Raw genomic sequence first — 24,082 nt, 5'->3', positions numbered from 1 at the left:
CGCCGCGCGACCACCGGTCGTCCCGGCGCCCGGACGCCGTGCGGCCGGGCCCGGGTCAGCGGTCCGGCAGCTCGACGATCCTGGTGGCCCGCTCGGCGAACGCGTCGTCCGAGGACGTGACCACCGCGGTGAGCCCGTCGCGCTCGACGAGCCGGGCGATGAGGTCGACGATGCCTGCCGAGGTCACACTGTCGAGCTGTGCGGTCGGTTCGTCGGCGAGCAGCAGGCCCGGTCGGCCCACGACGGCGCGCGCGACCCCGACACGCTGTTGCTGCCCGCCGGAGAGCTGGTCGGGGCGCTGCGCGGCGTGGTCGGCCAACCCGACGTCGGCGAGGACGGCGCGGACCCGGTCGTCGCGCTCGGCCGGGTCCGTGCGCGCGATGCGGAGCGGTACCTCGACGTTCTCGGCGGCGGTGAGTTCGGGCAGCAGCCGGAAGTCCTGGAACACGAAGGCGACGCGGTCCCGTCGCAGGGCGAGCAGCTCGGCCTCGGAGCTCCGCGCGAGGGGGACGCCGTCGAGCAGGACCGTCCCGCGACTCGGCCGGACCAGGCCGCCGAGCACCTGGAGCAGCGTCGACTTGCCCGAGCCGGACGCGCCGTGCACGACGACGAGTTCCCCGCGGTCGGCGACGAGGTCGACGCCGTCGAGCGCGTGGACCGGGCCGGCGGGGCTGCGGTGGTCGTGTCCGACGCCGGAGGCGACCAGGAACGGTGTGGTGCTCACGCGTCGGCCCCCGGTCGGATCGCGACGTGGTCGTCGTGCAGGCTGAGGCGGACACGGTCGTGCAGGCCGAGTGCGCGCTGGAACGACTCCGGCAGTTGGAGCCGCCCCGCGGCGTCCACGACGGCGTACTCCGCACCGGGTCCGGCGCCGAGGTCGTCGCGGATGGTCTCCGTCGAGGTCCGGCCGTCCCTGATGCGGACGGTCCGCCGGATCTGCGACGCCACCTGCTCGTCGTGGGTGACCACGAGCATCGTCACCCCGGCCGCCTCGTTCACCGCCCGCATCGTGGCGAGGACGGCACGGGCGCTCGCGCGGTCGAGGGCCCCGGTCGGTTCGTCGGCGAGCAGCACCCGTGGGCTGTTCGCCAGGGCGACACCGATCGCGGCGAGCTGTTGCAGGCCGCCCGTCAGGTCCTCGGGCAGGGCCTGTGCGTGGTCGGTCATGCCGACCAACGCGAGCACCTCGTCCGTGCGCTCCGAGCGCGCGCGGCCCCGGACACCGGCGACGGCGAGCACCGCGGCGATGTTCTGCGCCACCGTCAGGTAGGGGATGAGGTTGCGGGCGGTCTGCTGCCAGACGAACCCGACGGCGTGCCGGTGGAAGGCCGTCCGGCCCTTCGTCGAGAGGCCGGTCAGGTCGGTCCCCGCCACCACGGCGGTGCCGGCGGAGGGCTCGTCGAGCGCCGAGAGGATGCCGAGCAGCGTCGACTTGCCGCTGCCGGACTCGCCGACGACCGCGACCATCTCGCCGCGTCGCACGGTCAGGGTGAGTCCTTGCAACGCCTGCACCTCGACGTCCTGCGAGCGGTAGATCCGCACGAGGTCACGGCAGACGATGTCGTCGGTCTCGCTCATGGACGGTCCCTCTTCCCTGGTCGGTTCGCTGTCGGTCGTGCGCGGTGGCGGCCGCGCGTCGGGTCGTCCCGGTCTGCGGCCCGTCGTCGCGGCGCGGGGCCGGACGCCCCCGGTGGGCGACCGTGCCGCGCGGAGCGAACGGGTCGCCGCCCGCCACCGCGGACGGTCCCGGCGGCGACCTCGACCCCGAGGACCGCGAACAGCGCCCCGACGACGACGGCGACGGTCCCGGCGAGCAGCAGCGGGTCGACGGCGACCGGCGGTCGCACGGGGCTCCCGGTGAAGGACCGGAGGTCCGCCGCGGGCAGCGTCACCGCCACGACCAGGGCTGCGGCGACCAGCGCGGTGGCGAACGCGGCGACGAGCGTCGGCGCGGCCTCGGTGGCGACCACCCGCCGGTCCTCGCGGCTCCCGAGTCCGAGGACCCGGAGCAGCCGACCGCGCTCGCGCCGTCGGGGACCGGCCAGGACGCCGGCGAGCGCGAGCGCCCCGGCCCCGACGAGGGCGCCGAGGCCGGCGGCGACGAGTGCGATCGCCCGGACGCCCGGCACACGGGGATCGGTGGTGAGCTGCCGGGCGACGCTCGCCGTCGTCCGCACGGCGACCCCGTCGTCGACCCCGGCGCGCTCGAGTGCCGCCGCGACCCGGTCGGCCTCGGCACCGGGCCGGAGCCGGGCGAGGACACGGTCCACGCTGCCGGTCGAGGTGATCGCGTCGGCGTACCGGTCGTCGACGAAGGCCCACCGCTTGGTCAGGGTGAACGCGGACGTGTCCGGCACCGTCCCGACGACCCGCACGGTCGTCCCCCCGACCTCGGAGACCCGGGGGAGTTCGGCGGCCAGCGTCTCCGACACCAGGATCGGCACGCCGCGGGCGTCCGACCCGCGCAGCGCCCGGGGCACGGGGACGGCGCCGGGCACCCCGCGCTGCACCGTCGCCAGGCGCGCGGAGTCCGCGACGACGAGGGACGCCGTGACGCGGCCGGCCGGCGTCGTCAGGTCGATCGAGCCCGAGGTCGAGAGTCCCACGGCCGGCCCGACGCCGGGGACGCTGGACAACGCGGTCACGCGCTCGGCGTCCAGCGCCGTCGACTCGACGGAGACGTCCGCGCCGACGGAGCGCCGCGCGGCCTGGTCGAGCCCGTCCTCCAGCGTGCTGCCGACGACGCTGCCGAACAGGGCGACCGCGAACCCGGCGACCGCGACGGCGAGCGCGACCGTCCTCGTGCCGTGGGTCCGCGCGGCGGTGACGGCGCCGAGGAAGCCGGGCAGTGTGGCCCGCGCGCGCCGGCGCCGGACGACCGCACCGAGGACCGTCGGCAGGACCCGGACCGCGACGACGGTGACGGTGGCGGCCAGCAGCACGGGCAGGACCGCCGCGAGCGGGTCGACCCCGCCACCCGGGGTGGCTGTGGCGATCCCGGACCGGAGCGTGACGACGAGGGCGACGACGGTGAGCACGACGACCGTGCCCTCGAGGAGTCCGCGGAGGCGCAGGGCCCCGACGCGTCGGTCCCGGCCGGGCACGACCAGCGCGGCGAGCGCGCAGGGCAGCAGGGCGCAGACGGCTGCGGTCGCCGCCGCGGTGGTCGCAGCGGCCGCGGTGTCCTGGGGGAGCACGTTCGTCCGGGTCGCGACCGCCCAGGCCGTCGCCGCCCCGAGCACCGCGGCGGGCACGGCGGCCGCCCCGACGAGCCCGGCGGCCAGCGTCGAGCGGAGGCGTCGGTCCGCGCCGCGCGCCGCGAGCAGTCGCCACCGCTCGCGGTCGCGGTCGACGGTGATCCGGGCGAGCAGGACCAGCACCCCGACCACGGCGACGAGCGGACCGGACCCGAGTGCCGCGGTCAGCGTCCCGACGCTCGCGTCCCGCGCGGCGGAGGCGTCGAGGAGGTCGGGCAGCCCCGTGGTGATCCGCGCCGCGGAGGTCACCGTCGACGACAGGGGGGTGGTGCCGGCGAGGACCTGCCGCACCTGGGTGGCGATCTCCGTGCGGTCGCCGGCGGAGACCGCGTCCGTCCGCAGCGGGAACCAGCCGCGACCGGTCGTCACGCGCGTCCGGGCGACGGCGGCGAACGAGTCGGTGGCGGTGTAGGCGACACCGGACGCGGCCGTGCCCCCCGGACCGAACGGAACGGCAGCGGGGCGCAGGGTCGCCGGTGTCTGCTCCCAGGCGTCGGCTCCGGGGTCATTCGCCGCGTAGAGGCCGACGAGCACGAGCTCGACGGCGACGCCGGTGTCCGTGACGGTGCGGGACGTGCCCACACGCCACCCGATCGCCTCGGCGACCGCCGGTGACACGACGACCTCGATGCGACGTTCGCTGTCGGCGGCGCGCGGTGCCCGTCCGGAGGTGACGTGTGTCCGACCCGCGAACCCGGGGTCGGCGGTCAGCGACACGAACGCCGGTGGTGCGGACGGCTCCGGGTCGAGCTGCAACGGGTCGGTCTGGGCGTAGTACTCGCCGGGCCCCGTCACGGACCGCAGCAGGGCGGGCATGCCGGCGCGGGCGTCGGCGAGCGAGTCGCCGACACCGGTGAGCGCACCCTGGGGGTCGGGGCCGTACGGTTCGGTCGCCGTGTAGCGGACCTGCAGGTCCCGCTCGGCAGCCGTGGCCCGTCCGAGGTCGTGCTGGGTGCCCGCTGTCCCGAGCGCCGCGAGCACGGGCACGACGAGCACGCCGAGCAGGGTCGCCGCGAACGTCACCGCGGCGACGGCGGCGAGCGGTCCCCGGTGCGCCCGGCCCACCCGGCCGACGGCGGCTCGTCGGCCCGCCGGTCGTGCCCGCGCCGTCCGCCGGGGCCGGACGTCGTCCCGGCTCACGGGCGGCCCTCCGCCCGGCGTCCGCGCACGAGCACCGAGGCGGCGACCGCGAGGACCGCGAGCACGAGCAGCGTCGGGGTCGTCCACGTCGTCGCCGACGCGACCACGGGCGCGGTGTCGACCAGGCCGTCGGCGGTCGGGACCGCCGCGAGCGCGAAGGGCGTGACGGTGAGGGCGACGGCGACGAGGCCGGCGAGCGTGCCCCCGACGACCCCGAGTCCGGTGGTGACGGCGAGCGCGGTGGCCCGGGCGAGGGCGGAGGCGCTCGCCGGCACCCCGGCGGCGCGGAGCGCGGGTCGGGACCGGTCGGGCCCGGCGACGGACATCGAGGTGACGAGCACGAGGAGGAGCCCGCCGAGCAGGGCCACCGCCGCGAGCCCGAGGACGGCGGTGCCGACGACGGGGGCGGCGCGCACGGCGGACGGCGTCGTCACCGTGGAGTCGCCGGGCAGCTGTCCGCGCAGGTCCCGCGCGACCGCCGCCGGGTCCGACGTGTCGATCCACCGCTCGTCGGCCCGGGGGACGGGCGAGCCGGCGTCGACCGCGCCGCCGTCGATCGAGTTCGCGACCACGGCGCCGAGGTCGAGCGCGAGTGCGGATCGGCTCGCTGCGCCGGGCACCGACGGCACCACGGCGACGACGGTCGTGCGGAGCGTGCTGCTCGTCGCGGCGGGGGTGACGTCGAGGTCGGCACCGGTCCGGACGTCCAGTTCGTCGGCGAGGGTCCGGGTGAGGACGACGGGCAGGCGCTCCTGGTCGGGAGCCGGCCCGAGCACGACCCGGTTCGGCGGTGCGAGGTCCTGCACGGTGACCCGGCCGGACCCGCCGTCGCCGCCGCCGACCGCGGCCGTGACCTCGACCTCGAGGCGCGGGGCCGGCTCGGTGTCGGTCCCCGTGACGATCTCGGTGTCGGCCGGCCGCGAGGAGAACGACAGCGTGGGTTCGACGGCGAGCAGGCGCCAGGCCGACCCGCCCTCCGGCAGCCGCCCGCTCAGTTCCCCGGACGAACCGACGGGGACGGCGTCGTCGCCCGACGGCGCGGACAGCGGGACGAGCGCCGGTGTGCCCTCGCCGTCGACCACCCACGCGTCGAACCGCACCGAGCCGACGGCATCGGGCCGGGTGGTGCCGGCGAACGTCGCCGGCGCCGTCCGCACACGGACCGAGACGGAGTCGCCCGTCACGGGGACACCGGACGGCGTGGTCGACCGTGCCCGCTCGAGCGCCGCACCGGCGGCCCCCGGCAGGACGGCGGCGGCGCGCGCACCGGGGACGGCGACGACCTGCGCGTCACCCGCACCGAGGTCCGCCGTGTCCGTCCACACCGGCGTCACCGCGGTGGAGCGGACCCCGGGCACCCGGAGGTCCGGCAGCACGCTCCGTCCGCCCACCTGCGCGTCCCCGTCGACGCGCACCCGGACGTCCGTGCCGACGACCGCCCGGACGGTGGCCCCGTCCACGGCCGCCACCGTCGCGGCGAAGCCGGCGACGAACACGCCCGTGCCGGCGACCACCGCGGCGGTGAGCACGACCGGCGCCGTCGCGCTCCAGGAGCGCGCGGTCCGGCGGGCCGTGACGGCCGGCAGGAGTCCCCGGGTCGTGCGGACGGCGCGGGCGACCGCACGGGCGGCGACGGCGCCGACGAGCACGACCACGGCCGCACCGGCGAGCACCCAGACGACCGGGGCCACCACGGCGACGGGGTCGACCGCGACCGCGGTCCCGTCGACCGTGATCGGCGGCCCGCCCGCCAGCAGGCGCCACGTCGAGAAGGCGGCCGCGGCCACCAGGACGGCGGCCGTGACGACCTGACCGGCGACCCCGGACCGGCGGTCCCGCGCGCGTGCGGCGAGCACGGCGGACACGAGCGCGTTCCCGAGGACCGCCACGGCGACGACGGCGACCGCGGTGAGCACGACGACGTCGGGCTGCGCGGAACGGGCCGGGTCGGCGGCGGCACCCCGTACCCGCCCGACCAGGACGACGGCGAGCACGGTGCCGACGGCGACCCCGGCGGCGGACCCGACGACGCCGACGAGCGCGCCCTCGGCCGCACCCCACCGGCCGAGCTGGGCACGGGTGGCGCCGCGGGCGGTGTACAGCAGGTCCTCCGCGCCGCGGTGCTCGCCCACGCGGCGCGCGACGACGACCAGGGCCACCGCGGTGAGCACCACGACGACCGCCACGGCCAGGCCGTCGAGTGCGGTCGCAACGGTCACCGCGGCACGGGCGGCGACGGGATCGGTCACCGCGGCCGCCCGCGACGCCGCTGCGGCGGGCCCCAGCACGACGAGCAGCACGACCGCCGCGGACGCGGCCGCGGTGACGGCTGCGTCCAGGGCGAGCAGGCCGGCGCGCTCCCGAGCGCGTCCCCACCAGGGATGCCGTGCGGCGGTACGAGGTCCCACGGGGTCGAACCTAGGGCAAGGCCGACACCGATCCCGGCGACGTGCCGTCCGCGTCGTCGACGGCGTGCGCGAAGACGACCCCGCCCACGGTGACGATCGCGATGGCGAGCACGAAGCCGATCGCCGCGATCCACCACGACGTGCGGCGGCGCACCCAGGCGGCGATCGCGAGCACGACGGTCGCGACGCCGACGACGAAGGAGCCGCCCACGGCGATGCCCGCGCCGGTGAAGTACCCGCCCGGCGTGCACCCCGCCGCGGCGTCGCACGAGGCCGTCGCCGACGCGACCGCGACGATGGCGACCACCGCGGCGACCGCCGTCAGGACGGCACCGGCGGCGAGCAGCAGCACCGTCGAGATGCGGTCGGCGAGCTTGCCGGCGGGGAACAGCGTGCTGCCACCGCGCTCCCACGCGGCGCGCTCGGCGTCCGTGGGGCCCGGGGTGGGACCCGGGGGCGGGCCGGGGACGTTCGACCAGGTCATGGGAGCAGTCCTACCGCGCCTCGACGCCGAACGCCCGGGCGAGGCGCTGGATCTTCTGCGCACGGCCCAGGCGCGGGAGGTCGGAACCGTCGCGGACGACCTTGCCGCGGGCCTCGAAGTCGTCGAGGAAGTCCTGCGCCCAGGCGACGTCGGTGGGCGTGGGGGAGATGACCTCGTTGATGACGGGGAGCTGCTCCGTGTCCAGGCACAGCTTGCCGGTGAGGCCGAGGGAGACGGCGACCTGCGACTGCTCGCGCAGGATCGGGTGCGACGACCCGACGGTCGGCCCGTCGATCGGACCGGGCAGGTCGCCGACGCGCGAGGCGACGACGAGCCGCGACCGCGGGTAGGCCATGGCGAGCATGTCCGCGCTCGTCCCGGTGTCGCGGCGGTAGTCGCCGGAGCCGAAGGCCAACCGGAACGCGCCCTGGGCACGGGCGATGGACACCGACTCCTCGATGCCGAGCGCCGACTCGACGAGCGCGATGACCGGGGTGTGCCCGCCGAGGCGGTGCCAGGTGTCGGTGACCTGGGCGGGCGACTCGGTCTTCGCGAGCATGACGCCCTGCAGGCCGGGCAGTCCGCGGAGCTCCTCGACGTCGTCCTCCCAGAAGTCGGTGGTGACGTCGTTGATGCGGACCCAGGCCTCGCCACCGCCCGCCAGCCAGGCGGCCACCCCCTGCCGCGCGGACGGCTTGGCTGCGGGGTCGACGGCGTCCTCGATGTCCAGGATGATCTGGTCGGCACGGGACCGCTGCGACTTCTCGAAGCGGTCGGTCGCCGTGCCCGAGACGAGCAGCCACGAGCGGGAGATCTCGGCGGGGACGGATCGACGCCGGTCTGGCGTGGGGGCGGGCGGGGCGGAGCGGTCGTCGATGGCCATGCCCCGTTGGTACCACACCGTGACCTCGGCCCCGCGTGTCGGACCGCCGAATCCGGAAACCCTCCGGTTCATTGCAGGAGCGCGGCTCCGACTCCGCCTACAGTGTCGGATGTGTGGCGAGACAGGGTGACCGACGGTGGGGACGACGTGAACGACGACGTCCCCGTCGAGGGCGCCCCCGCGCGCCCCGAGACCGGCAACGACGACCAGCGCGAGCAGCGTGACGGGGCCGGACGCGACGGACAGCGCGAGCAGCGCGACGGGGCCGGACGCGACGGACAGCGCGAGCAGCGCGACGAGACCGGCGACGACGACCAGCGCGAGCAGCCCGACCGGGACCGCGCCGACGTGCCGGACCGGACCCTGCGCCCGGAACTGCAGGTGACGAGCCCGCACGCGATCAGCCTGGGCGACCCGCGCCTCCAGGCCGGCAACGCTGCGGAGCCCACCTGGGACGGCTGGCGCACCCAGCTCACCGGCGTCGGCGGCACCAGCCCGCTCACCCACTTCGGCGACCACCCGCGCGCCCGCATCGAACTGTCCACGACGCACCCCGGCGGCCTCGCGCAGTTCATCACCGGCAAGACCACCCTGCTCTCCAGCCTGATCCGCGACGAGGTCGCCCTGCGCGCCGCGCGCATCGCCGCCGGGCACGTCGAGGCGAAGGGCACCGAGCTCGCGACCGTGCGCGGCATCGACGCCGTGAAGCTCGGCATCGGCATGGCCGACTGGCAGCACGGCGACGAGCACTTCCGGGGGCCGGTGCTCCTGCGCCCGCTGGCGATCCGTCGGCACGGCCGCGACTTCGAGGTCCGGCTGCTCGGCGAGCCGGTGCTCAACCCCGGCCTCGCCGACGCGCTGCACGAGCAGTTCGGGGTCATCCTCGACGCGCAGTCCTTCGTGGCGCTCGCGCAGCAGGACGGCTCCTTCACGCCGAACCCCGTCATCGACCGCCTGCGCGGGCTGACGGCGCACATCCCCGGCTTCTCGGTGCACGCGCGACTCGTCGTGTCCACCTTCGCCGAGGTCGCGACCGGCATGGTCGAGGACACCGGTGACCTGTCCCACCCGGTGCTCGACGCCCTCGCCGGCAACCCGAGCGCGAAGTGGCAGGTCGAGCAGTCGTACCACCCGGTCGAGCAGACGCCGTCCGACGAGCGCAGCCCGGAGACGGACACGCTGCTGCTCGACGCCGACGACGAGCAGGAGAACGTGATCGCGCAGATCGCGGCCGGCAACTCGATCGTCGTGAAGACCCTGCCCGGCACCGGCAGCACCCAGACGATCGTCAACGCGCTCGGCGGCCTCGTCGCCGCAAACAAGCGCGTCCTCGTGGTGAGCCCCCGCCGGGCGACGCTGCGCGGGATCGCCGCACGTTTCGGCGAGGTCCAGCTGCCCGGGGTCGCGGTCACGCCGTCGACCCTGCGCCGCGACGTCGTCCGCGCCATCGCCCGCAACGAGAAGGCGGCGCGACCGAACCTCCGCGAGGTCGACGACGCCCTGGTCCGGCTCCGCAAGGTGCTCACCGACTACCGCGGGTCCCTGACCCGCAAGGACAGCGCCTTCGGCGTCTCGGTGCTCGACTGCCTGGTCGAGCTGTCCCGCCTGTCGCTGCTGCCGGTCCCGCCGTCGACGACGGCACGCCTGTCGAAGACCTCGGTGGCGAGCATGGTCGAGGGGCGCCCGCGCGTCGCCGAGACGATGGTGAGCGCCGCCAACCTCGGCGAGTTCCGCTACGGCCCCGACGACTCGCCCTGGTACGGCGCGAAGTTCGGGTCGAGCGACGGCGCCCAGCGCGCGCACCGCATCGCGAAGGACCTCGACGCCGACGGCCTGCCGACCCTGCTCCGCCGTGCGCACGACCTCGTCGCCACGACGCACATGCGCCAGTTCACGACGATCAACGAGCTCGGCATCTACCTGCGCCTGCTCACCGAGATCCGGGACACGCTCGACCGCTTCCTGCCCGTCGTCTTCGACCGGTCGGTGTCCGAGCTCGTCGCCGCCACCGCCCCGCGCGGCGAGGGCGCCCCGATGTCGAGCACGAACCGCCGTCGGCTCAAGAAGCTCGCCCGCGAGTACGTCCGTCCGGGGGTGCACGTCTCCGACCTGCACGAGGCCCTGACCCGCGTGCAGCAGCAGCGCGTGCTCTGGCAGCGCTACGTCGCGGCCGGGGTGAACCCCGAGGTCCCGACCGGCATCGCGGACGTGCAGGTGCTGTTCTCGAACGTCGTCGAGGACCTCGCGCGTCTCGACGAGCCGCTCGGCCGCACCGAGCGCGACCGGCAGCTCGCGAACACGCCCGTCGACCAGCTCGTGCCGACGATCGCCGAACTCGCCGCCGAGTCCGACGTCCTGCACAACCTGCAGGAGCGCACCGAGCTCATGCAGACCCTGCGCGACCTGCAGCTCGAGCCGCTCATCAGCGACCTGGCGAACCGCCACGTGCCGGACACCCAGGTGCCCGCCGAGCTCGAGCTCGCCTGGTGGCAGTCCGCCCTCGAGACGATGCTCGAGTCGGACCGCGCCCTGCTCGGCGCGAACACCGACATGCTCGACCGGGTCGAGGCGGACTTCCGCCTCGTCGACGACGCGCACGCGGCCGGCGTCTCCCAGGGCCTGGCGTGGCAGCTCGCCGAGAACTGGAAGGTCGGGCTCGTCGACTGGCCGGACGAGGCCGCTGCGCTGAAGACCCAGCTGCGCGAGGGCGCCATCACCTCGCGCCTGCTGCAGGACTCCGCGCCGCACCTGTCCCGCTCGATCGCGCCCGTCTGGCTCGCGAGCCCGTACGAGGTGCCGCAGATCGCCGACACGATGCCGTTCGACACCGTGATCCTGGTGGACGCCGGTGCCGTGACGATCGCCGAGACCGTCGGCGCCGTCCGTCGCGCCCGGCAGACCGTCGTGTTCGGCGACCCGGTCACGCAGACCCCGTCGCCGTTCCGGATCGCCGTCGACCCCGAGCACCGCGCGATGCAGGTCGACGAGGGCACCCTCGACGCCTTCCACGCCGACTCGGCGCTCGCGAAGCTCTCCACGCTGCTGCCGACGCTCTCGCTCTCGCGCTCCTACCGCGCCGGTGGCGAGGACCTCGCCGAACTCGTCAACCGCCGCTTCTACGGCGGCAAGATCGAGTCGCTGCCGTGGGCCGGTTCGTTCCTCGGGCACGGGTCGATCGCGCTCGACTACGTCAGCGACGGCAAGGCTGTGCCGGACCCCGAGTCCGGAGCCGTCGAGAGCGTCGACGCCGAGGTGGACCGCGTGGTCCGGCTCGTCATCGACCACGCCCGCACCCGTCCGACCGAGTCGCTCATGGTCATCACCGCGTCGGCGAAGCACGCCGTCCGGGTCGAGCAGGCCGTGCTCACCGCCGCGCAGGGCCACAAGGACCTGACCGAGTTCGTGATCGGCGACCGCGCCGAGCCCTTCATCGTGGCGACGCTCGAGCAGTCCGTGGCGCAGAGCCGCGACCGGGTCGTCTTCTCCATCGGCTACGGCCGCACCCCGCACGGCCGCGTGCTGCGCGACTTCGGTCCGCTCGGCAAGCCGGGCGGCGAGCGGCTGCTCGCGGTGGCGATGACCCGTGCGCGCCGCTCGATGGTGATCGTGACGTGCTTCCAGCCGTCGGACATCGAGGCCGAGCGGATGGGGCACGGCACCATCGCCCTGGCCGAGATCCTCGCCGAGGTCCGCGCCCGCACCACCGCCGAGTACGTGCCGGACGACTCCGACCCGCTGCTCGTCGACCTGGCCCGCCGCCTCGAGATGCGCGGCATCCCGGTCGCGCTCGGCCACCGCGGCAAGCTCGGCCTGGTGGCCGCGCACGGCGGTGTCTGCGTGACGATCGAGACCGACGCGTCGCTCGTCCAGGGCTCGCTGCGCGAGTCGCTGCGCTTGCGCCCCGAGGTCCTGCGTCGCCTGGGCTGGCACTACGTCCGCGTGCACGCGTTCCAGCTGTTCTCCGACCCGGACCGCGTCGCCGACACCGTCGCCGCCGTGCTCGGGGTCGACCGCGGCGTCACGCAGGAGATCTCCATCCCGCCGATCCCCGCACGCCGGTGACCCCCCGGCCGAGTCGGCGAGCCTCCCGGCCCGCCGGTCCGGTCACGCCGGAGACGGACCAGCTGGTGGGCACGTGGACGCGGGCCGACGACGCGTCGGCAGTCGCGCCTCCCGTGCGACCAGCGTCTGACGGTGGCGAGACGGGGGAGGCGGGCGAGCGGCCGGGAGGCCCGGTGCGGCGCCGCAGACGCGTCACCACCCAGCCGGTGCCGGGCTACGTCCCTGACGCGCCCCCGGAACCGGCGCGCCACCGCGACGGCGAGAACGACGACCAGCTCCGGCGCGACGTCCCGCCGCACTGGTAGCGGGTAGCCTTGCCTGCGATGAGCGACACCGTACGGCAGCGACCCGACTGGCAGACCTGGCCGAACCTGATCTCGCTGGTCCGGCTCCTGCTGATCCCGGTGTTCGTGTGGCTCGTCGTCGCCGGGCACCCGGGCTGGGCCCTCGTGACCCTCGTCGTCATCGGCGTGAGCGACTGGGCGGACGGCTTCATCGCGCGGCGGTTCGACCAGGGCTCGAAGCTCGGCAAGGCCATCGACCCCGTCGCCGACCGGCTCGCGATCATCGCGATCGTGCTGTCCCTCGTGCTGACCGGGCTGCTGCCGCTGTTCGTCGTCATCGTCGTCGTGGCGGTCGACCTCGTGCTCGCGGTGCTCTCGAGCGTGCTGTTCCGCGGCAACCCGGACCTCGACGTCACCTGGACGGGCAAGGTCCGCTCGGCGCTGCTGTTCGTCGGGCTGCCGGTCCTGCTGTTCTCGGCCGTGCACACCGTCGACGAGAACGCCCCGTGGGTGCGCGTCGTCGCACTCGTGTTCGTGTACCTCGGCACCGCCGGCCACGTGCTCGCCGGCGCGCAGTACGCCGTGGCGATGGTCCGCAAGCGCCGCGCGCTCGCGTCCGTCTGACGCGCACCGCCCCCCGCGTACGAAACCAGGTTCCGGACACAGCGCCGCGGATCTTCGTGGTGGCGTGTCCGGAACCTGATTCCGGGTCGAGCTAGAGCTTCGTCGAGCCGGCGATGCCCGGGCCCTCGGGAGCGGTGCTCGGCGCGACGTGCGCACCGCCGCCGGCGCTCGGGGAGTCGCCGTTCTGGGTGCGGAGCAGGTCGCGGATCTCGAGCAGGACCTCGACGTCGGTCGGGGGCACGTCCTGCGGGGTCTGCTGCTCGTCGTTCTTGACGCGTTCGAACGCCACCTTCTTGAGGTGGTTCACCGGCACGACGAGCGCGAAGTACACGACGGCCGCGACGATGAGGAAGTTGAGGGCAGCACCGATGATCGCGCCGAACAGGATCGATGCGTGCCCGCCGGAGACCGTCGGGATCTTCCACACCAGTGCCTCGTCCAGGCTCGAAGCGTTGAAGACGGCACCGATCAACGGGTTGATCAGCGAGTTCACGATCGCCGTGACGATCGCGGTGAACGCGGCACCGATGACGACGGCGACCGCCAGGTCGATGACGTTGCCGCGGAGCAGGAACTCCTTGAAGCCCTTCACGGGACTCCTTCCGGGTCGAGGACGGCCGCCGGCCGGCGGACCGCCCCAACCTACAGACGGAGCAGCGTCGTGGTCAGGACGCGGCGGGCTTCGCCGTGCTCGGCTTCGACTCGGTCTTCGCGGGCGCGGACTTCGCCGGCTCGGACTTCGCCGGGGTGCTGCTCGAGCCCTCGGACTTCGGAGCCGGGCGCGAGTCGGTGCGGTAGAAGCCGCCGCCGTTGAACGTCACGCCGACCGGCGAGAACACCTTGCGGAGCGCACCGCCGCACACCGGGCACTCGGTGAGCGTGGCGTCGGAGAACGACTGCTTGATGTCGAAGGCGTTGTCGCACTCCGTGCAGCGGTACGAGTAGGTGGGCACGTCAGCTCCGGAACGTGAGGATGCGCGACGGCGTGATGATGCCGTCCACGGGTTCGTCGTGGGGTTCGCGCGGGACCTCGTCGAGGTACTCCGCGTCGAAGATCACAGCATAGACGGGCGGGCGGTTCGCCATGGACCCGAGGGTCTTGTCGTAGTACCCGCGGCCCCAGCCCATCCGGACCCCGTCGTGCCCGACCGCGGCGGCCGGCGCCAGGATCGCGTCGACGTCGTTGATCGCCAGGGGGGAGAGGACCTCGCCGACGACCTCCGGCACCCCGGCGATCCCCTCGGTCTCGCTCTCGCCGTCGCTCACCGCCCAGTCGAGCAGGCCGTCCTCGCGGGTGATCGGCAGCAGGACCCGGACCCCCTGCTCGCACGCCCAGTTCAGGAACGGCCGGACGTCCGGCTCGTCGGGCGCCGACAGGTAGAGGGCGAGCGAGGTGACCTGGCGCTCCTCGACGAAGCGCTGCAGGGTCGCGGTGAGGGCCGTGCTCTCGGTGGCGCGTTCGGTGGTGGTCCGGGTGCGCCGCCGCTGCCGGAGGTCGGCTCGCAGGGCGCGCTTCTCGTTCCCGAGATCGGCGGTCATGCGGAGGAGTCTACCGAGCGCGGCCTTGCGGGAACCCGCCGCGCAGCGCGCAGGAGCGCTGTCCCCAAGAGCGACGACATGCTCTCGGAAGGGTGATCGGATACGGTTTCGACCATGGGCTTCCAGATTTCCAAGGCGGTGATCCCAGCGGCAGGGCTGGGCACCCGCTTCCTCCCCGCGACCAAGGCGATGCCGAAGGAGATGCTCCCCGTCGTCGACAAGCCGGCCATCCAGTACGTGGTGGAAGAGGCCGTCGACGCCGGCCTCCACGACGTCCTGATGATCACCGGCCGCAACAAGAACGCCCTCGAGAACCACTTCGACCACGTGTCGGAGCTCGAGGAGACCCTCAAGAAGAAGGGTGACCACGACAAGCTGCAGAAGGTCAACCAGTCGACGGACCTCGCCGACATGCACTACGTGCGGCAGGGCGACCCGCTCGGCCTCGGGCACGCGGTGCTCCGCGCGAAGATGCACGTCGGCCGCGAGCCGTTCGCCGTGCTCCTCGGCGACGACATCATCGACGCCCGCGACCCGCTGCTCAAGCGCATGATCGAGGTCCAGGGCGAGAAGAACGCCACCATCGTGGCGCTCCTCGAGGTCCCCGAGTCGCAGACCCACCTGTACGGCATCGCGACCGTCGAGCAGACGGACACCGACGACGTCGTGAAGATCACCGGTCTCGTCGAGAAGCCCGCACAGGGCGAGGCCCCCTCGAACCTGGCCATCATCGGTCGCTACGTCATCCGTCCCGAGGTCTTCGACGTTCTCGAGAAGCAGGAGCCCGGCAAGGGCGGCGAGATCCAGCTGACCGACGCGCTCATGAAGATGGCGAGCGCCGAGGAGTGGACCGGCGGCGTGTACGGCGTCGTCTTCCGTGGACGCCGCTACGACACCGGTGACAAACTCGACTACATCAAGGCGATCGTGCAGCTCGCCTCGGACCGCGATGACCTCGGCCCCGACCTCAAGTCGTGGCTCAAGGAGTTCAACGCGGGCGAATGAGTCGGCCCATCTCGCTCGGACCCGGAACGTCCCGGGTCCGAGCGGGACACCCGTCCCGCACAGCAGCGGGGCACCGGAGGAACCTGAGCGATGACGACGATCCCGACCCTGTCCCACGGGCGGGTCACCATCCGGCCGCTCCGGCTCCGTGACACCCGCGACCTCGACGTCGCGCTGGCCACCAACCGGTCGTGGCTCCGCACCTGGGAGGCCACCAACCCCTCCGGCCAGGTCTCCACCGACGTCCGTGGCAGCATCCGCGCGCTGCAGGCCAACGCCCGCGCCGGCCTCGGACTGCCGTTCGCGATGGAGCTCGACGGCCGCTTCGTCGGACAGCTCAACGTCTCCGGCATCACCTACGGCTCGCTCGCGAGCGCGTCGATCGGCTACTGGGTCGTCGAGGGCGCCGCCGGCCACAACGTCACGCCGATCTCGGTCGCCCTCGCCGTCGACCACTGCTTCCGGTCCGTCGGGGTGCACCGCATCGAGATCTGCATCCGCCCCGAGAACGCGCCGAGCCTGCGCGTCGTCGAGAAGCTCGGCTTCCGGTACGAGGGGCTCCGCCGCCGGTACATCCACATCAACGGGGACTGGCGCGACCACTTCTGCTTCGCGCTCGTCGCAGAGGAGGTCCGCGAGGGCGTCCTCGAACGCTGGGTCCGCGGGCAGGTGCCGCCCGGCGTGGGCAGCGTGCCGCTCGCCGCCCGCGACGAGGCAGCGCTGCCGCTGCACACGACGCCGCACCTCTGACGGGAGGCCCGTGGCGCGTCCCACGGATTCCGTCGCGACACGCGCAACACGCGTCCGGCAATCACGTGGCGGGGTCACCCGCGCCCCTACCGTGTTCGCATGGCAGGTATCGGCTCGTGGGGCGGGGGCATCGTGCTGCTCGTCGCGGCCGTGCTCTGGCTCGTCTACCTCATGCCGTCGTGGGCCGCCCGACGGCAGTACCTCGCGACCGAGCGGAACGCGATCCGGCTGCAGCAGACCCTGCGCATCCTCGCGCAGACCGCCGAGCTGCCGGAGGAGGTCCGCGTCGAGATGAACGCGAAGTCCCTCGCCGAGGCGCAGCGCGTCGCCCGCTCGGAGGAAGCGAAGCGCACCGCCATCGTCCGCGCCCACGAGGCCGCGCGGCAGCGGGAGATCACCCGCCGGCTCGCCGAGCAGGCCCCCGTCCTCGAGCGCGCGTCGTCGGTGCCGGCGCTGACCGCGATGCGCATGCGTCGCTCCCGGCTCGGCGCGACCCTGCTCGGCACGGTCGGCCTCGTCGTCGCCGTCGTCGTCCTGGTCGCGGCACCGTCGCTCTGGCTCGTCGCGGTCGCCGGGCTCGTCGCCGCGGGCGGGTCCGCGGCGGTCCTCGCCCAGCTGCACCAGGTGGCGACGGCACGGAAGCAGCGGATCGCGACGGCCGAGGCGGGCGCGAGCCGTGCCTCCCGGCCGGCGACCGCGTGGACGGACCCGGCACCGCCGCTGTCCACCGAGCAGCCCGCGGAACCCGCGCAGGACCGGAGCTGGACCCCGAACCGCGTCCCGAAGCCGTTGTACGTCGAACGGCCGTCCGCTCCCGCGCCGTCACCGGAGTCGTCGGCGGAACTCGCCGCGCGTCTGAAGGAGCGCGTCGCCGCGGCCAAGGCCGAGGCCGAGGCCGAGGCCGCCGCGATCCGCGCGGGCGACGCCGACCCGTCACTCGCCCGGGTGTCGCGCATGCGGCCCGAGCTCGAGGACGCTGCCGCGTCGCTGTCCGCGCACGACCAGGGGCGACTGGCCGAGCGCCTGGGGCTGCGGGCGCCGGCCGTGCCCGAACTCGTCGCCGAGGAGCCGTCCGCGCCGACCGGCCCCCCGGCGCCGCCCAGCAAGTGGGCGGGCATGGGCGTCATCGACGACGACGCGTACCAGCAGGCCGACCTCGACGCGATCATGCGTCGTCGCCGCGCGGTCTGACCCGCGGCTCGCCCGGACCGCGCCCGGCGATTTCGGATCGGCGGACCGAGGGTGTTAGTGTGGTCGAGCACTCGGGGCTATGGCGCAGTTGGTAGCGCGTCTCGTTCGCAATGAGAAGGTCAGGGGTTCGAATCCCCTTAGCTCCACCGAGCAGCACCACGAGGACGGCCCGGAACCGACAGGTTCCGGGCCGTCCTGCGTTCCGGGGATGCCAGATGGGCCGATCGGTCCATCGACGGATCGTGGTGGTGTGTCGTCCGGCGCACCGCTCTAGACTCCCGGTGCGCCGCAAGGGCGCGTGAACGGGGGAGCACGTGCGCATCAGGACCGCCATCGCATCGATCGGGACGGTGCTCGCCGTCACCGCCGGACTGCTCGTCGCCACACCGGCCGCGCCGGCGTCGGCCGCGGCACCGACGACCGGACGGTTCACGCCCGTGGCACCCGCACGGGCATGGTCCGGCACCGCCACGAAGACGGCGACGACCGTCACCCTCGGCGGGCGGAACGGGATCCCGGCGACCGCCACCGCCGTGGTGCTCACGGCGACGGTGACCGCTCCGACCGCGGCCGGGTACGTCAGCGTCGCACCCGCGGGCAGCACCGCGAGCCCCGCGATCCAGAACTTCGCGAAGGCGCAGCCGATCTCCGGCACGACCACCGTCGGGCTCACCTCGGGCAAGGCCCAGGTGCGGGTCTCGGCCGGCAAGGCCACCGTCGCGCTCGACGTCGCCGGCTGGTACGGCACGAGCGCCTCCGGGTCGACCTACACGCCGCTCGCCCCGTCGAAGGTGCTCGACGGCACCGTGCGGACCACCGCGACCCGCGTGGTCGTCGCGGGCCGGGCCGGGGTCCCCACCAACGCCACCGCGGTCGTGCTGCAGGCCGACGTGTCGCGTCCGGCGACGTCCGGCCGCCTGCGGATCACCCCGAGCGGCAACGACGCCGGCGTCGTGTCCGTCATGTACTCGAAGGGCGTCACGGTCGCGAACACCACGACCGTCCGCCTCTCCGGCGGGGCGGTGCAGGCGCGGGTGTCCTCCGGGTCCGCGCGCGTCCTCGCCGACGTCGTCGGGTACTACGCCCCGGTCAGCACCGGCTCAGTGTTCGTGTCCACCCACCCCGTCCGCGCGGCCACCGTGGCCGCCGGCACGACCGCGAAGACGATCACCGTCGCCGGCACCGCCGGGGTCCCCCGGAACGCCACCGCCGCCGTGATCAACGCGAAGGTGGGCAAGGGGACCGTCGGCGGTTCGCTCCGCGTCGTCGGCGCTGGTCTGGCGTCGAGCGTCCCGACACAGGTCTACGCGAAGGGCCAGACCATCGGCAACGCCCTCATCGCGCCGCTCGCGTCCGGGGGCCGGGTGCAGGCCAAGGTGTCGGCCGGCTCGGCGACCGTGTACGTCGACGTGGTGGGGTACTTCCTGGACGGGTCGAGCGGTTCCGGCACCGGGGTCGACGTGTCGTACCCGCAGTGCGGCAAGAGCGTGCCGACGGACCAGTCGTTCGGCATCGTCGGGGTGAACGGGGATTTGGGGAACACCTCGAACACGTGTTTCCAGCAGCAGCTCGGCTGGGCTGCGTCCTCGATCGGGGGCACGAAGCAACCCAAGGCACAGCTCTACGTGCTCGCAGCGAATCCGGGAGCCTTCGGCTCCAATTCCGATCCTCAGGAACCTGGATCCAAGGAATGGCCCACTTCGAACACCTACCCCGCCGGTGTCCAGGTACCGAATCCCCTGGGCACATGTGTCAAGACATCAACCACTAAGCCAGTGACCACCGCAGCATGCTCGTACATGTACGGGTACATGCGCGCCTTCGACGACGTCAAGAAGTACGGTCCGTCAAACCCTGCCTCCTACCGTTGGTGGATCGATGTCGAAACGGGCCTGTCGTGGCAGATCAAGACGTCGCTGAATCAAGCGTCACTCCAGGGAATGGTCGACGGACTCAAGGCCGCTGGGGTGACTTCGGCGGGGGTGTACTCAACTGGGTACCAGTTCAGTCAGATCATGGGAGACATCCCGGCGACAAGTGCCCTGAGGAAGCAGAGGCTGCCCAGCTGGATCGCCATTGGCGACGGAAGGCTCGATCAGGCCCAAGCCGCCTGTTCCTCGAGAGCACTCCTGGACGGACCAGTTCTCATGACGCAGTACGTCACCCCGTTCGGCTCGTCGAAGATCGACCGTGACTGGTCCTGCTCCTGACCAGGGCGCGGCGTGACGGCCGCTCCGCGGTGACGCCGCCGTGACCCCGTCACGCGGACCGGTGACGGCACGCTTCAGCGTGCCGGACACCACCGCGCCCTCGCCGTCCGAGCAGGACCGGGACCGTTCGTCCCGGGCGCGCTTCGCCCCGCTCGCGAACCAGACCGTCATCGCCGGGCTCACCGTCGTCGCCGCTGTGAGCAGCGTCCTGCTGCCCTGGCTCGAGGTCACGAACGGCCCCGCCATGTGGAGCGGGGTCGTGCTCGCGCTCCTCGGCCTGGCCGCCACCGCCCTGATCGTGTGCCGCCCGGCGCTGCTCGCCGTGGAACTGCTCGTCCCTGCGCTCGACTTCGTCGCGATCGGTCTGCTCCGCTTCGGCACCGGTGACGCACGGTCGGTGTTCCTCGCCGCGATCCTGCTCCCGCTCATCTGGATCGCCGCGCGACCGGGTCGCCGGCACATCGTGTACCCGCTCGCGGGCACGGCGGTGACGTTCCTGCTGCCGATCGTCCTCGACCCGGGTGACATCCTGGCGAGCGAACTCGTCCGCCTGGTCTTCGTGCTGCTGGTCTTCGCCGCGGTCGCCGGGGTGACGAACGAGCTCGCCCGTCAGGCCGCCCTCCGCCTCAGGACCGCGCAGCAGCTGCGCCGTATCGCCGAGAGCGAGATCGGTCAGGCCGCACGCGTGCAACGGGCGCTCCTGCCCGGGTCGGACGTGGGCATCCCCGCCGAGTTCACCGTGCGGGGCGTCTGCCTGCCGGCGCGGTCCGTCGGCGGCGACTTCTACGACTGGTTCCCGACGTCCGACGGCGCGGCCTTCACGCTCGGCGACGTGATGGGCAAGGGGGCCGGTGCCGGCATGATCGCCGCGGTGGTCCGGTCGGTGATGCGCACGAGCGTGGACGCGGCCGATCCCGCGGCGTCGGTGGCGGCGGCATCGGGCGCGCTCAGCACCGACACGGGTGACGCGTCGACGGACCAGTTCACGACGTGCTTCCACCTCCGGGTGGCCGCGGACGGCACCGCGCGGTGGGCCGACGCCGGGCACGGGCTCAACCTGCTGCTCCGGCGGGCGGGCGGCAGCGAGTGGTTGCGGTCCGGGGACCTGCCCATCGGCGTCGACACCGCCTGGACCTCGGCGCGCACGACGCTCCTGCCCGGTGACGTCGTCGTGAGCGTCAGCGACGGGGTGCTCGACCTGTTCGGTGGCGACGTCGACGCGCTCGAGGCCTTCCGCGCCTTCGCGACCGCGCACCCCGACCCGGACGACCTCGTCACCGGGATCGGCGCGCTCGGCGACGACGTCGAGCACGACGACGACGTCACCGTGCTCGCGGTCCGCTACGACGGGCGCTGACCCTCGGGACGGCGGAGACCGACCGCGGTCAGCTCGCGAAGCTGTCCGTCAGGACCCCCGCCTGCGTGAACGTGGCGTGGATCGCGTTGGCGGCCTGCTCGAACGCGCGGTTGCCGCGGGAGATGCCGAGCGCGCCGCCCTTCAGCGCCGACTTGCCGGACCCGCGGAGCAGGCGGGCGACGGTCCGGCCGTCCGGCGCCACCATGATCTGCACGTCGAGACGGGTGTGGAAGGTGCGGTCGTTCGCCATGCCGCCGATGAGCAGCGTCAGGCCCATGCTGCCCCGGGTTGCGCGGAGTGCGCCCTGCTCGCCGTCGTCGACGGTGTAGCCCTCGTTCGTGAGGGCGGTGCGCACCTGCGCCCGAGCGGTTTCGGGGTCGGTGGCGACGAAGAAGTCGTGGCTCTCGGGCATGTGTGGTGGTCCTTCCGGAGGCTGCGGTCCGCACGCGGAGGACACGTGCCCCCCGCACACGATCATGCACTGTCCGGGCGTCGGGTGCGTCGCCTACGCTGGACGGGTCATGACTGCCTCGATGAACCGCCGCGCCCTCTTCTCCCTCGCCGGCGTCGCCGGGATCGGACTCGCGGTCGCCGCGTGCTCGTCGGGCGGTGACGGCGACGACACGGGCGGTGGGCGGAGCTCCGGCGGGTCGAAGCGCCCGACGAAGGCGGCCTCGCCGACGGCGAAGGCCCTCAGCCCGGCCCAGGTGCCACTGGCCGGCGGCGTCACCGTCACGGTCACGGGATCCGGCCTCGCGGCCGTCAAGGGCGTCACGGTCGGCGGTGTCGCGGCGCGCGACGTGCAGGCATCGGCGACGACGGTGACCTTCACCGCTCCCCACCAGGCCATGTACACAGCGGGGGACGCCGACGTCGCCCTGTTCACCGACACGATCGAGCCGAGCCCCTCGGCGAACCGGTCCTCGGACGGCAACGGCAGCGCGGCCAACGACGGCCAGACGGGAGCGACGCAGGACGGCGCCACCGCCACCCCGACGCCGGCCGCCGCACCGGTCCCGGACGCATCGGACGCCGTCGCCACCACGTCACTGGCGTACGCGGCGCTCACCGACGTCGATCGGCAGCTCGCGTACGCGATGCGGTACTGGGAGGACTACAACCTCACCGAGTACGGCACGATGAACCCGATCGGCGGCGACTGCGCGAACTACGTCAGCCAGACCCTCATCGCCCGCGGCTGGGAACAGCGGTCGGACTGGTACAACCGGGCCGCCGGGGCCGAGCACTCGGCCACCTGGACCTACTGCCCGACGATGGACCCGTGGCTCTCGGCCAACGCCGCCGAGTTCGGACTGACGCGCCGCTCGCTGGACGAACGCGACAAGGTCAAGGTCGGCGACATCGTGTTCTACGACTGGAACGACAACGACTCGCCGGACCACACGACGATCGTGTCCGAGGTCTTCACCGAGCCCGACGGCACCATCCGCATCAAGTCGGCGAGCCACAACCAGGACGGCCCGTACCGCGACCTCGACGAGATGATCACCGTGCAGCACCCCGGCGGCACGGCCTGGTTCCACACGTTCGACGCGTAGGGCGCCGCAGCCGCCGCACCGTCGCAGCCACCGCGCCACTCACGGGTACCCGAGGAACCACAGCAGCACGATCGCCACGGGCTGCAGGCACACCCCCACGACCAGCCACGTCACCGCCCGCCGCCGCGTCCGGACGAACACGTCCGACCCGAGCAGCGGCGCCGTCGGCATGAGCAGCCGCGGCAGCGACTGCTGCGGCAGGAACACCGCGAACAGGTACAGCACGTAGGACGCAGTGAACGAGAACACGTCGACGCCGAGCGCCCGGACGTCCCGACGCCGGAAGAACCACACCGCCCCGGCCACCACCGCCAGGACGAGCACGGCACCGAGCGGACCGAGCCACGTCGTCGCCATCGTGAACCACGGCGTCAGCGGGGCGAAGTGCTGCCGGCCGACGAAGCCCACCCACCACGACAGCTCGGTCTCGAGGTACGCCTCCGGCCGCCCGGTCACCGCCGACGCGACGACCGGCCACGCGAGTCCCGCCGCCGCCACGACCAGCCCCGAGGCCACGATCACCGACCGCTCCCGCCACGGGAACACCGCCGCCGCCCGCCCGGTCCGGTGCGCCTCGACCCACCGGACGACCAGGTGCACGGCGAGGGCCACCGCGAGCGCGAGGACCCCCGGTTTCGTGAAGGCGGCCACCACGCCGAGCGGCGCGACGAGCCAGTACCGTCGCCGCACGAGCGCCAGCAGCGCCCCGAAGAGCAGCACGAGCAGCAGGCTCTCGGCGTAGGCCACCTGCAGCAGGAACCCCGTCGGCCCGAAGGCGAAGAGCGCCGTCGCCCACCGCGCACGCCGCTCGTCGCCGACCGCGAGCACCAGGCGGTAGAGCAGCACGCACGCCCCGGCCCCCGCTGCGGTGGCGACGAGGACGCCGATCACCCAGAACGACCCGCCGGTCACCGTCATCAGCGCACGCACGACCGCCGGGAACACCGGCAGGAACGCCCAGGCGTTCGGTGCCACGTGCCCGGCTCCGTCCAGGGGCAGCGTCGTCGGGTACCCGTGCTCCGCGATGGTCCGGTAGAAGGACGCATCCCACGACCCGGAGAACGTGAAGAACGAGGGATCCCGCCGGTACGAGGCGAACGGCCAGCCGTTCGCGGTCGCGAGCAGGTACACCGTCGCGAGCAGCGTGGTGCTCACCACCCGCGAGCCGAGCCACAGCAGCAGCGGCGCACGCCACGCGTGGTGCCGTCCGGTCAGCAGACGGTGCTCCCCCGGCCGGGAGGCCCGGCTCGTCTCCGCCACGCTCGTCACCCGTCCGATCCTCCCAGACCACGGCAGCTGCCCCGCACCCGGTCGAGCGCCGGGCCGGAC

Annotated in this window: 19 protein-coding genes and 1 tRNA gene; 9 read left to right on the top strand and 11 right to left on the bottom strand. The window is 73.9% G+C overall.

Annotated elements, in window-relative coordinates; all coding sequences use genetic code 11:
- Positions 1 to 55: 55 nt before the first annotated feature.
- The 6 genes from BIU94_RS14905 to BIU94_RS14880 are packed head-to-tail and all read right to left on the bottom strand — an operon-like array spanning position 56 to position 8,172.
- Positions 56 to 724: an ABC transporter ATP-binding protein gene (locus BIU94_RS14905; RefSeq protein WP_071262603.1), complete on the bottom strand. Its 669-nt coding sequence runs from the start codon at positions 722 to 724 to the stop codon at positions 56 to 58.
- Positions 721 to 1,578 carry an ABC transporter ATP-binding protein gene (locus tag BIU94_RS14900; RefSeq protein ID WP_071262602.1) on the bottom strand — a complete coding sequence of 286 codons (858 nt, stop codon included), beginning with the start codon at positions 1,576 to 1,578 and terminating at the stop codon, positions 721 to 723. Before BIU94_RS14900 ends, BIU94_RS14905 begins: the two co-directional genes overlap by 4 nt.
- A complete protein-coding gene (locus tag BIU94_RS14895) occupies positions 1,575 to 4,397 on the bottom strand; it encodes a hypothetical protein (protein WP_139196415.1) in 2,823 nt (940 codons plus the stop codon). The genes BIU94_RS14900 and BIU94_RS14895 overlap by 4 nt, the downstream gene beginning before the upstream one ends.
- Positions 4,394 to 6,805: an FtsX-like permease family protein gene (locus tag BIU94_RS14890; RefSeq protein ID WP_071262600.1), complete on the bottom strand. Its 2,412-nt coding sequence runs from the start codon at positions 6,803 to 6,805 to the stop codon at positions 4,394 to 4,396. Before BIU94_RS14890 ends, BIU94_RS14895 begins: the two co-directional genes overlap by 4 nt.
- A 10-nt stretch (positions 6,806 to 6,815) precedes the next feature.
- Positions 6,816 to 7,289, bottom strand: a complete 474-nt coding sequence (locus tag BIU94_RS14885) for a DUF6264 family protein (protein WP_071262599.1) — start codon at positions 7,287 to 7,289, stop codon at positions 6,816 to 6,818.
- A gap of 10 nt (positions 7,290 to 7,299) precedes the next feature.
- Positions 7,300 to 8,172, bottom strand: a complete 873-nt coding sequence (locus BIU94_RS14880; protein WP_071262598.1) for a CoA ester lyase — start codon at positions 8,170 to 8,172, stop codon at positions 7,300 to 7,302.
- 348 nt (positions 8,173 to 8,520) lie between these two features.
- Between BIU94_RS14880 and BIU94_RS14875 the strand changes: the two genes are divergently transcribed.
- Positions 8,521 to 12,234, top strand: a complete 3,714-nt coding sequence (locus tag BIU94_RS14875; RefSeq protein WP_254784824.1) for an AAA family ATPase — start codon at positions 8,521 to 8,523, stop codon at positions 12,232 to 12,234.
- A 323-nt stretch (positions 12,235 to 12,557) separates the two neighbouring features.
- Entirely contained in the window at positions 12,558 to 13,142 is a 585-nt protein-coding gene (locus BIU94_RS14870) for a CDP-alcohol phosphatidyltransferase family protein (RefSeq protein ID WP_071262597.1), read from the top strand.
- A gap of 91 nt (positions 13,143 to 13,233) precedes the next feature.
- On the opposite strand, the gene mscL is transcribed toward BIU94_RS14870, so the two are convergent.
- From mscL to BIU94_RS14855, 3 genes are all read right to left on the bottom strand, one after another.
- On the bottom strand, positions 13,234 to 13,734 hold the full coding sequence (mscL, locus tag BIU94_RS14865) for a large conductance mechanosensitive channel protein MscL (protein ID WP_071262596.1): 501 nt from the start codon (positions 13,732 to 13,734) through the stop codon (positions 13,234 to 13,236).
- 73 nt (positions 13,735 to 13,807) lie between these two features.
- Positions 13,808 to 14,095 (bottom strand): FmdB family zinc ribbon protein, encoded by a 288-nt coding sequence (locus BIU94_RS14860; RefSeq protein WP_071262595.1) that lies wholly within the window; start codon positions 14,093 to 14,095, stop codon positions 13,808 to 13,810.
- Between the two features lies 1 nt (position 14,096).
- Complete coding sequence (locus BIU94_RS14855; protein ID WP_071262594.1) at positions 14,097 to 14,681, bottom strand: 5-formyltetrahydrofolate cyclo-ligase; 585 nt, start codon at positions 14,679 to 14,681, stop codon at positions 14,097 to 14,099.
- A gap of 114 nt (positions 14,682 to 14,795) precedes the next feature.
- Between BIU94_RS14855 and galU the strand changes: the two genes are divergently transcribed.
- The 6 genes from galU (at position 14,796) to BIU94_RS14825 (ending at position 21,194) form a co-directional block, all read left to right on the top strand.
- Positions 14,796 to 15,686: a UTP--glucose-1-phosphate uridylyltransferase GalU gene (gene galU, locus BIU94_RS14850; RefSeq protein WP_071262593.1), complete on the top strand. Its 891-nt coding sequence runs from the start codon at positions 14,796 to 14,798 to the stop codon at positions 15,684 to 15,686.
- Between the two features lie 90 nt (positions 15,687 to 15,776).
- On the top strand, positions 15,777 to 16,436 hold the full coding sequence (locus BIU94_RS14845) for a GNAT family N-acetyltransferase (RefSeq protein WP_071262592.1): 660 nt from the start codon (positions 15,777 to 15,779) through the stop codon (positions 16,434 to 16,436).
- A 99-nt stretch (positions 16,437 to 16,535) separates the two neighbouring features.
- Entirely contained in the window at positions 16,536 to 17,627 is a 1,092-nt protein-coding gene (locus BIU94_RS14840; protein WP_071262591.1) for a hypothetical protein, read from the top strand.
- 73 nt (positions 17,628 to 17,700) lie between these two features.
- A tRNA-Ala gene (locus tag BIU94_RS14835) sits at positions 17,701 to 17,773 on the top strand.
- Positions 17,774 to 17,941: 168 nt separating this feature from the next.
- The gene (locus BIU94_RS14830; RefSeq protein WP_071262590.1) at positions 17,942 to 19,837 is read left to right on the top strand and encodes a hypothetical protein; all 1,896 of its coding nucleotides are present in this window, start codon (positions 17,942 to 17,944) and stop codon (positions 19,835 to 19,837) included.
- 79 nt (positions 19,838 to 19,916) lie between these two features.
- Positions 19,917 to 21,194 carry a PP2C family protein-serine/threonine phosphatase gene (locus BIU94_RS14825; RefSeq protein ID WP_139196414.1) on the top strand — a complete coding sequence of 426 codons (1,278 nt, stop codon included), beginning with the start codon at positions 19,917 to 19,919 and terminating at the stop codon, positions 21,192 to 21,194.
- Positions 21,195 to 21,222: 28 nt separating this feature from the next.
- Here BIU94_RS14825 and BIU94_RS14820 read toward each other — a convergent pair whose 3' ends face one another.
- Positions 21,223 to 21,606: a hypothetical protein gene (locus tag BIU94_RS14820; RefSeq protein ID WP_071262588.1), complete on the bottom strand. Its 384-nt coding sequence runs from the start codon at positions 21,604 to 21,606 to the stop codon at positions 21,223 to 21,225.
- A 109-nt stretch (positions 21,607 to 21,715) separates the two neighbouring features.
- Here BIU94_RS14820 and BIU94_RS14815 point away from each other — a divergent pair, with 109 nt between their 5' ends.
- Positions 21,716 to 22,753 (top strand): amidase domain-containing protein, encoded by a 1,038-nt coding sequence (locus BIU94_RS14815; RefSeq protein ID WP_083404881.1) that lies wholly within the window; start codon positions 21,716 to 21,718, stop codon positions 22,751 to 22,753.
- A 39-nt stretch (positions 22,754 to 22,792) separates the two neighbouring features.
- Here BIU94_RS14815 and BIU94_RS14810 read toward each other — a convergent pair whose 3' ends face one another.
- A complete protein-coding gene (locus BIU94_RS14810; RefSeq protein ID WP_175472142.1) occupies positions 22,793 to 24,022 on the bottom strand; it encodes a hypothetical protein in 1,230 nt (409 codons plus the stop codon).
- Positions 24,023 to 24,082: the final 60 nt, after the last annotated feature.

The sequence above is a fragment of the Curtobacterium sp. MMLR14_006 genome (assembly GCF_001864985.1).
Taxonomy (GTDB): Bacteria; Actinomycetota; Actinomycetes; order Actinomycetales; family Microbacteriaceae; genus Curtobacterium.
The sequence above is the reverse complement of the archived record's forward strand: the minus strand, read 5'-3'. Positions and strand labels throughout refer to the sequence as shown.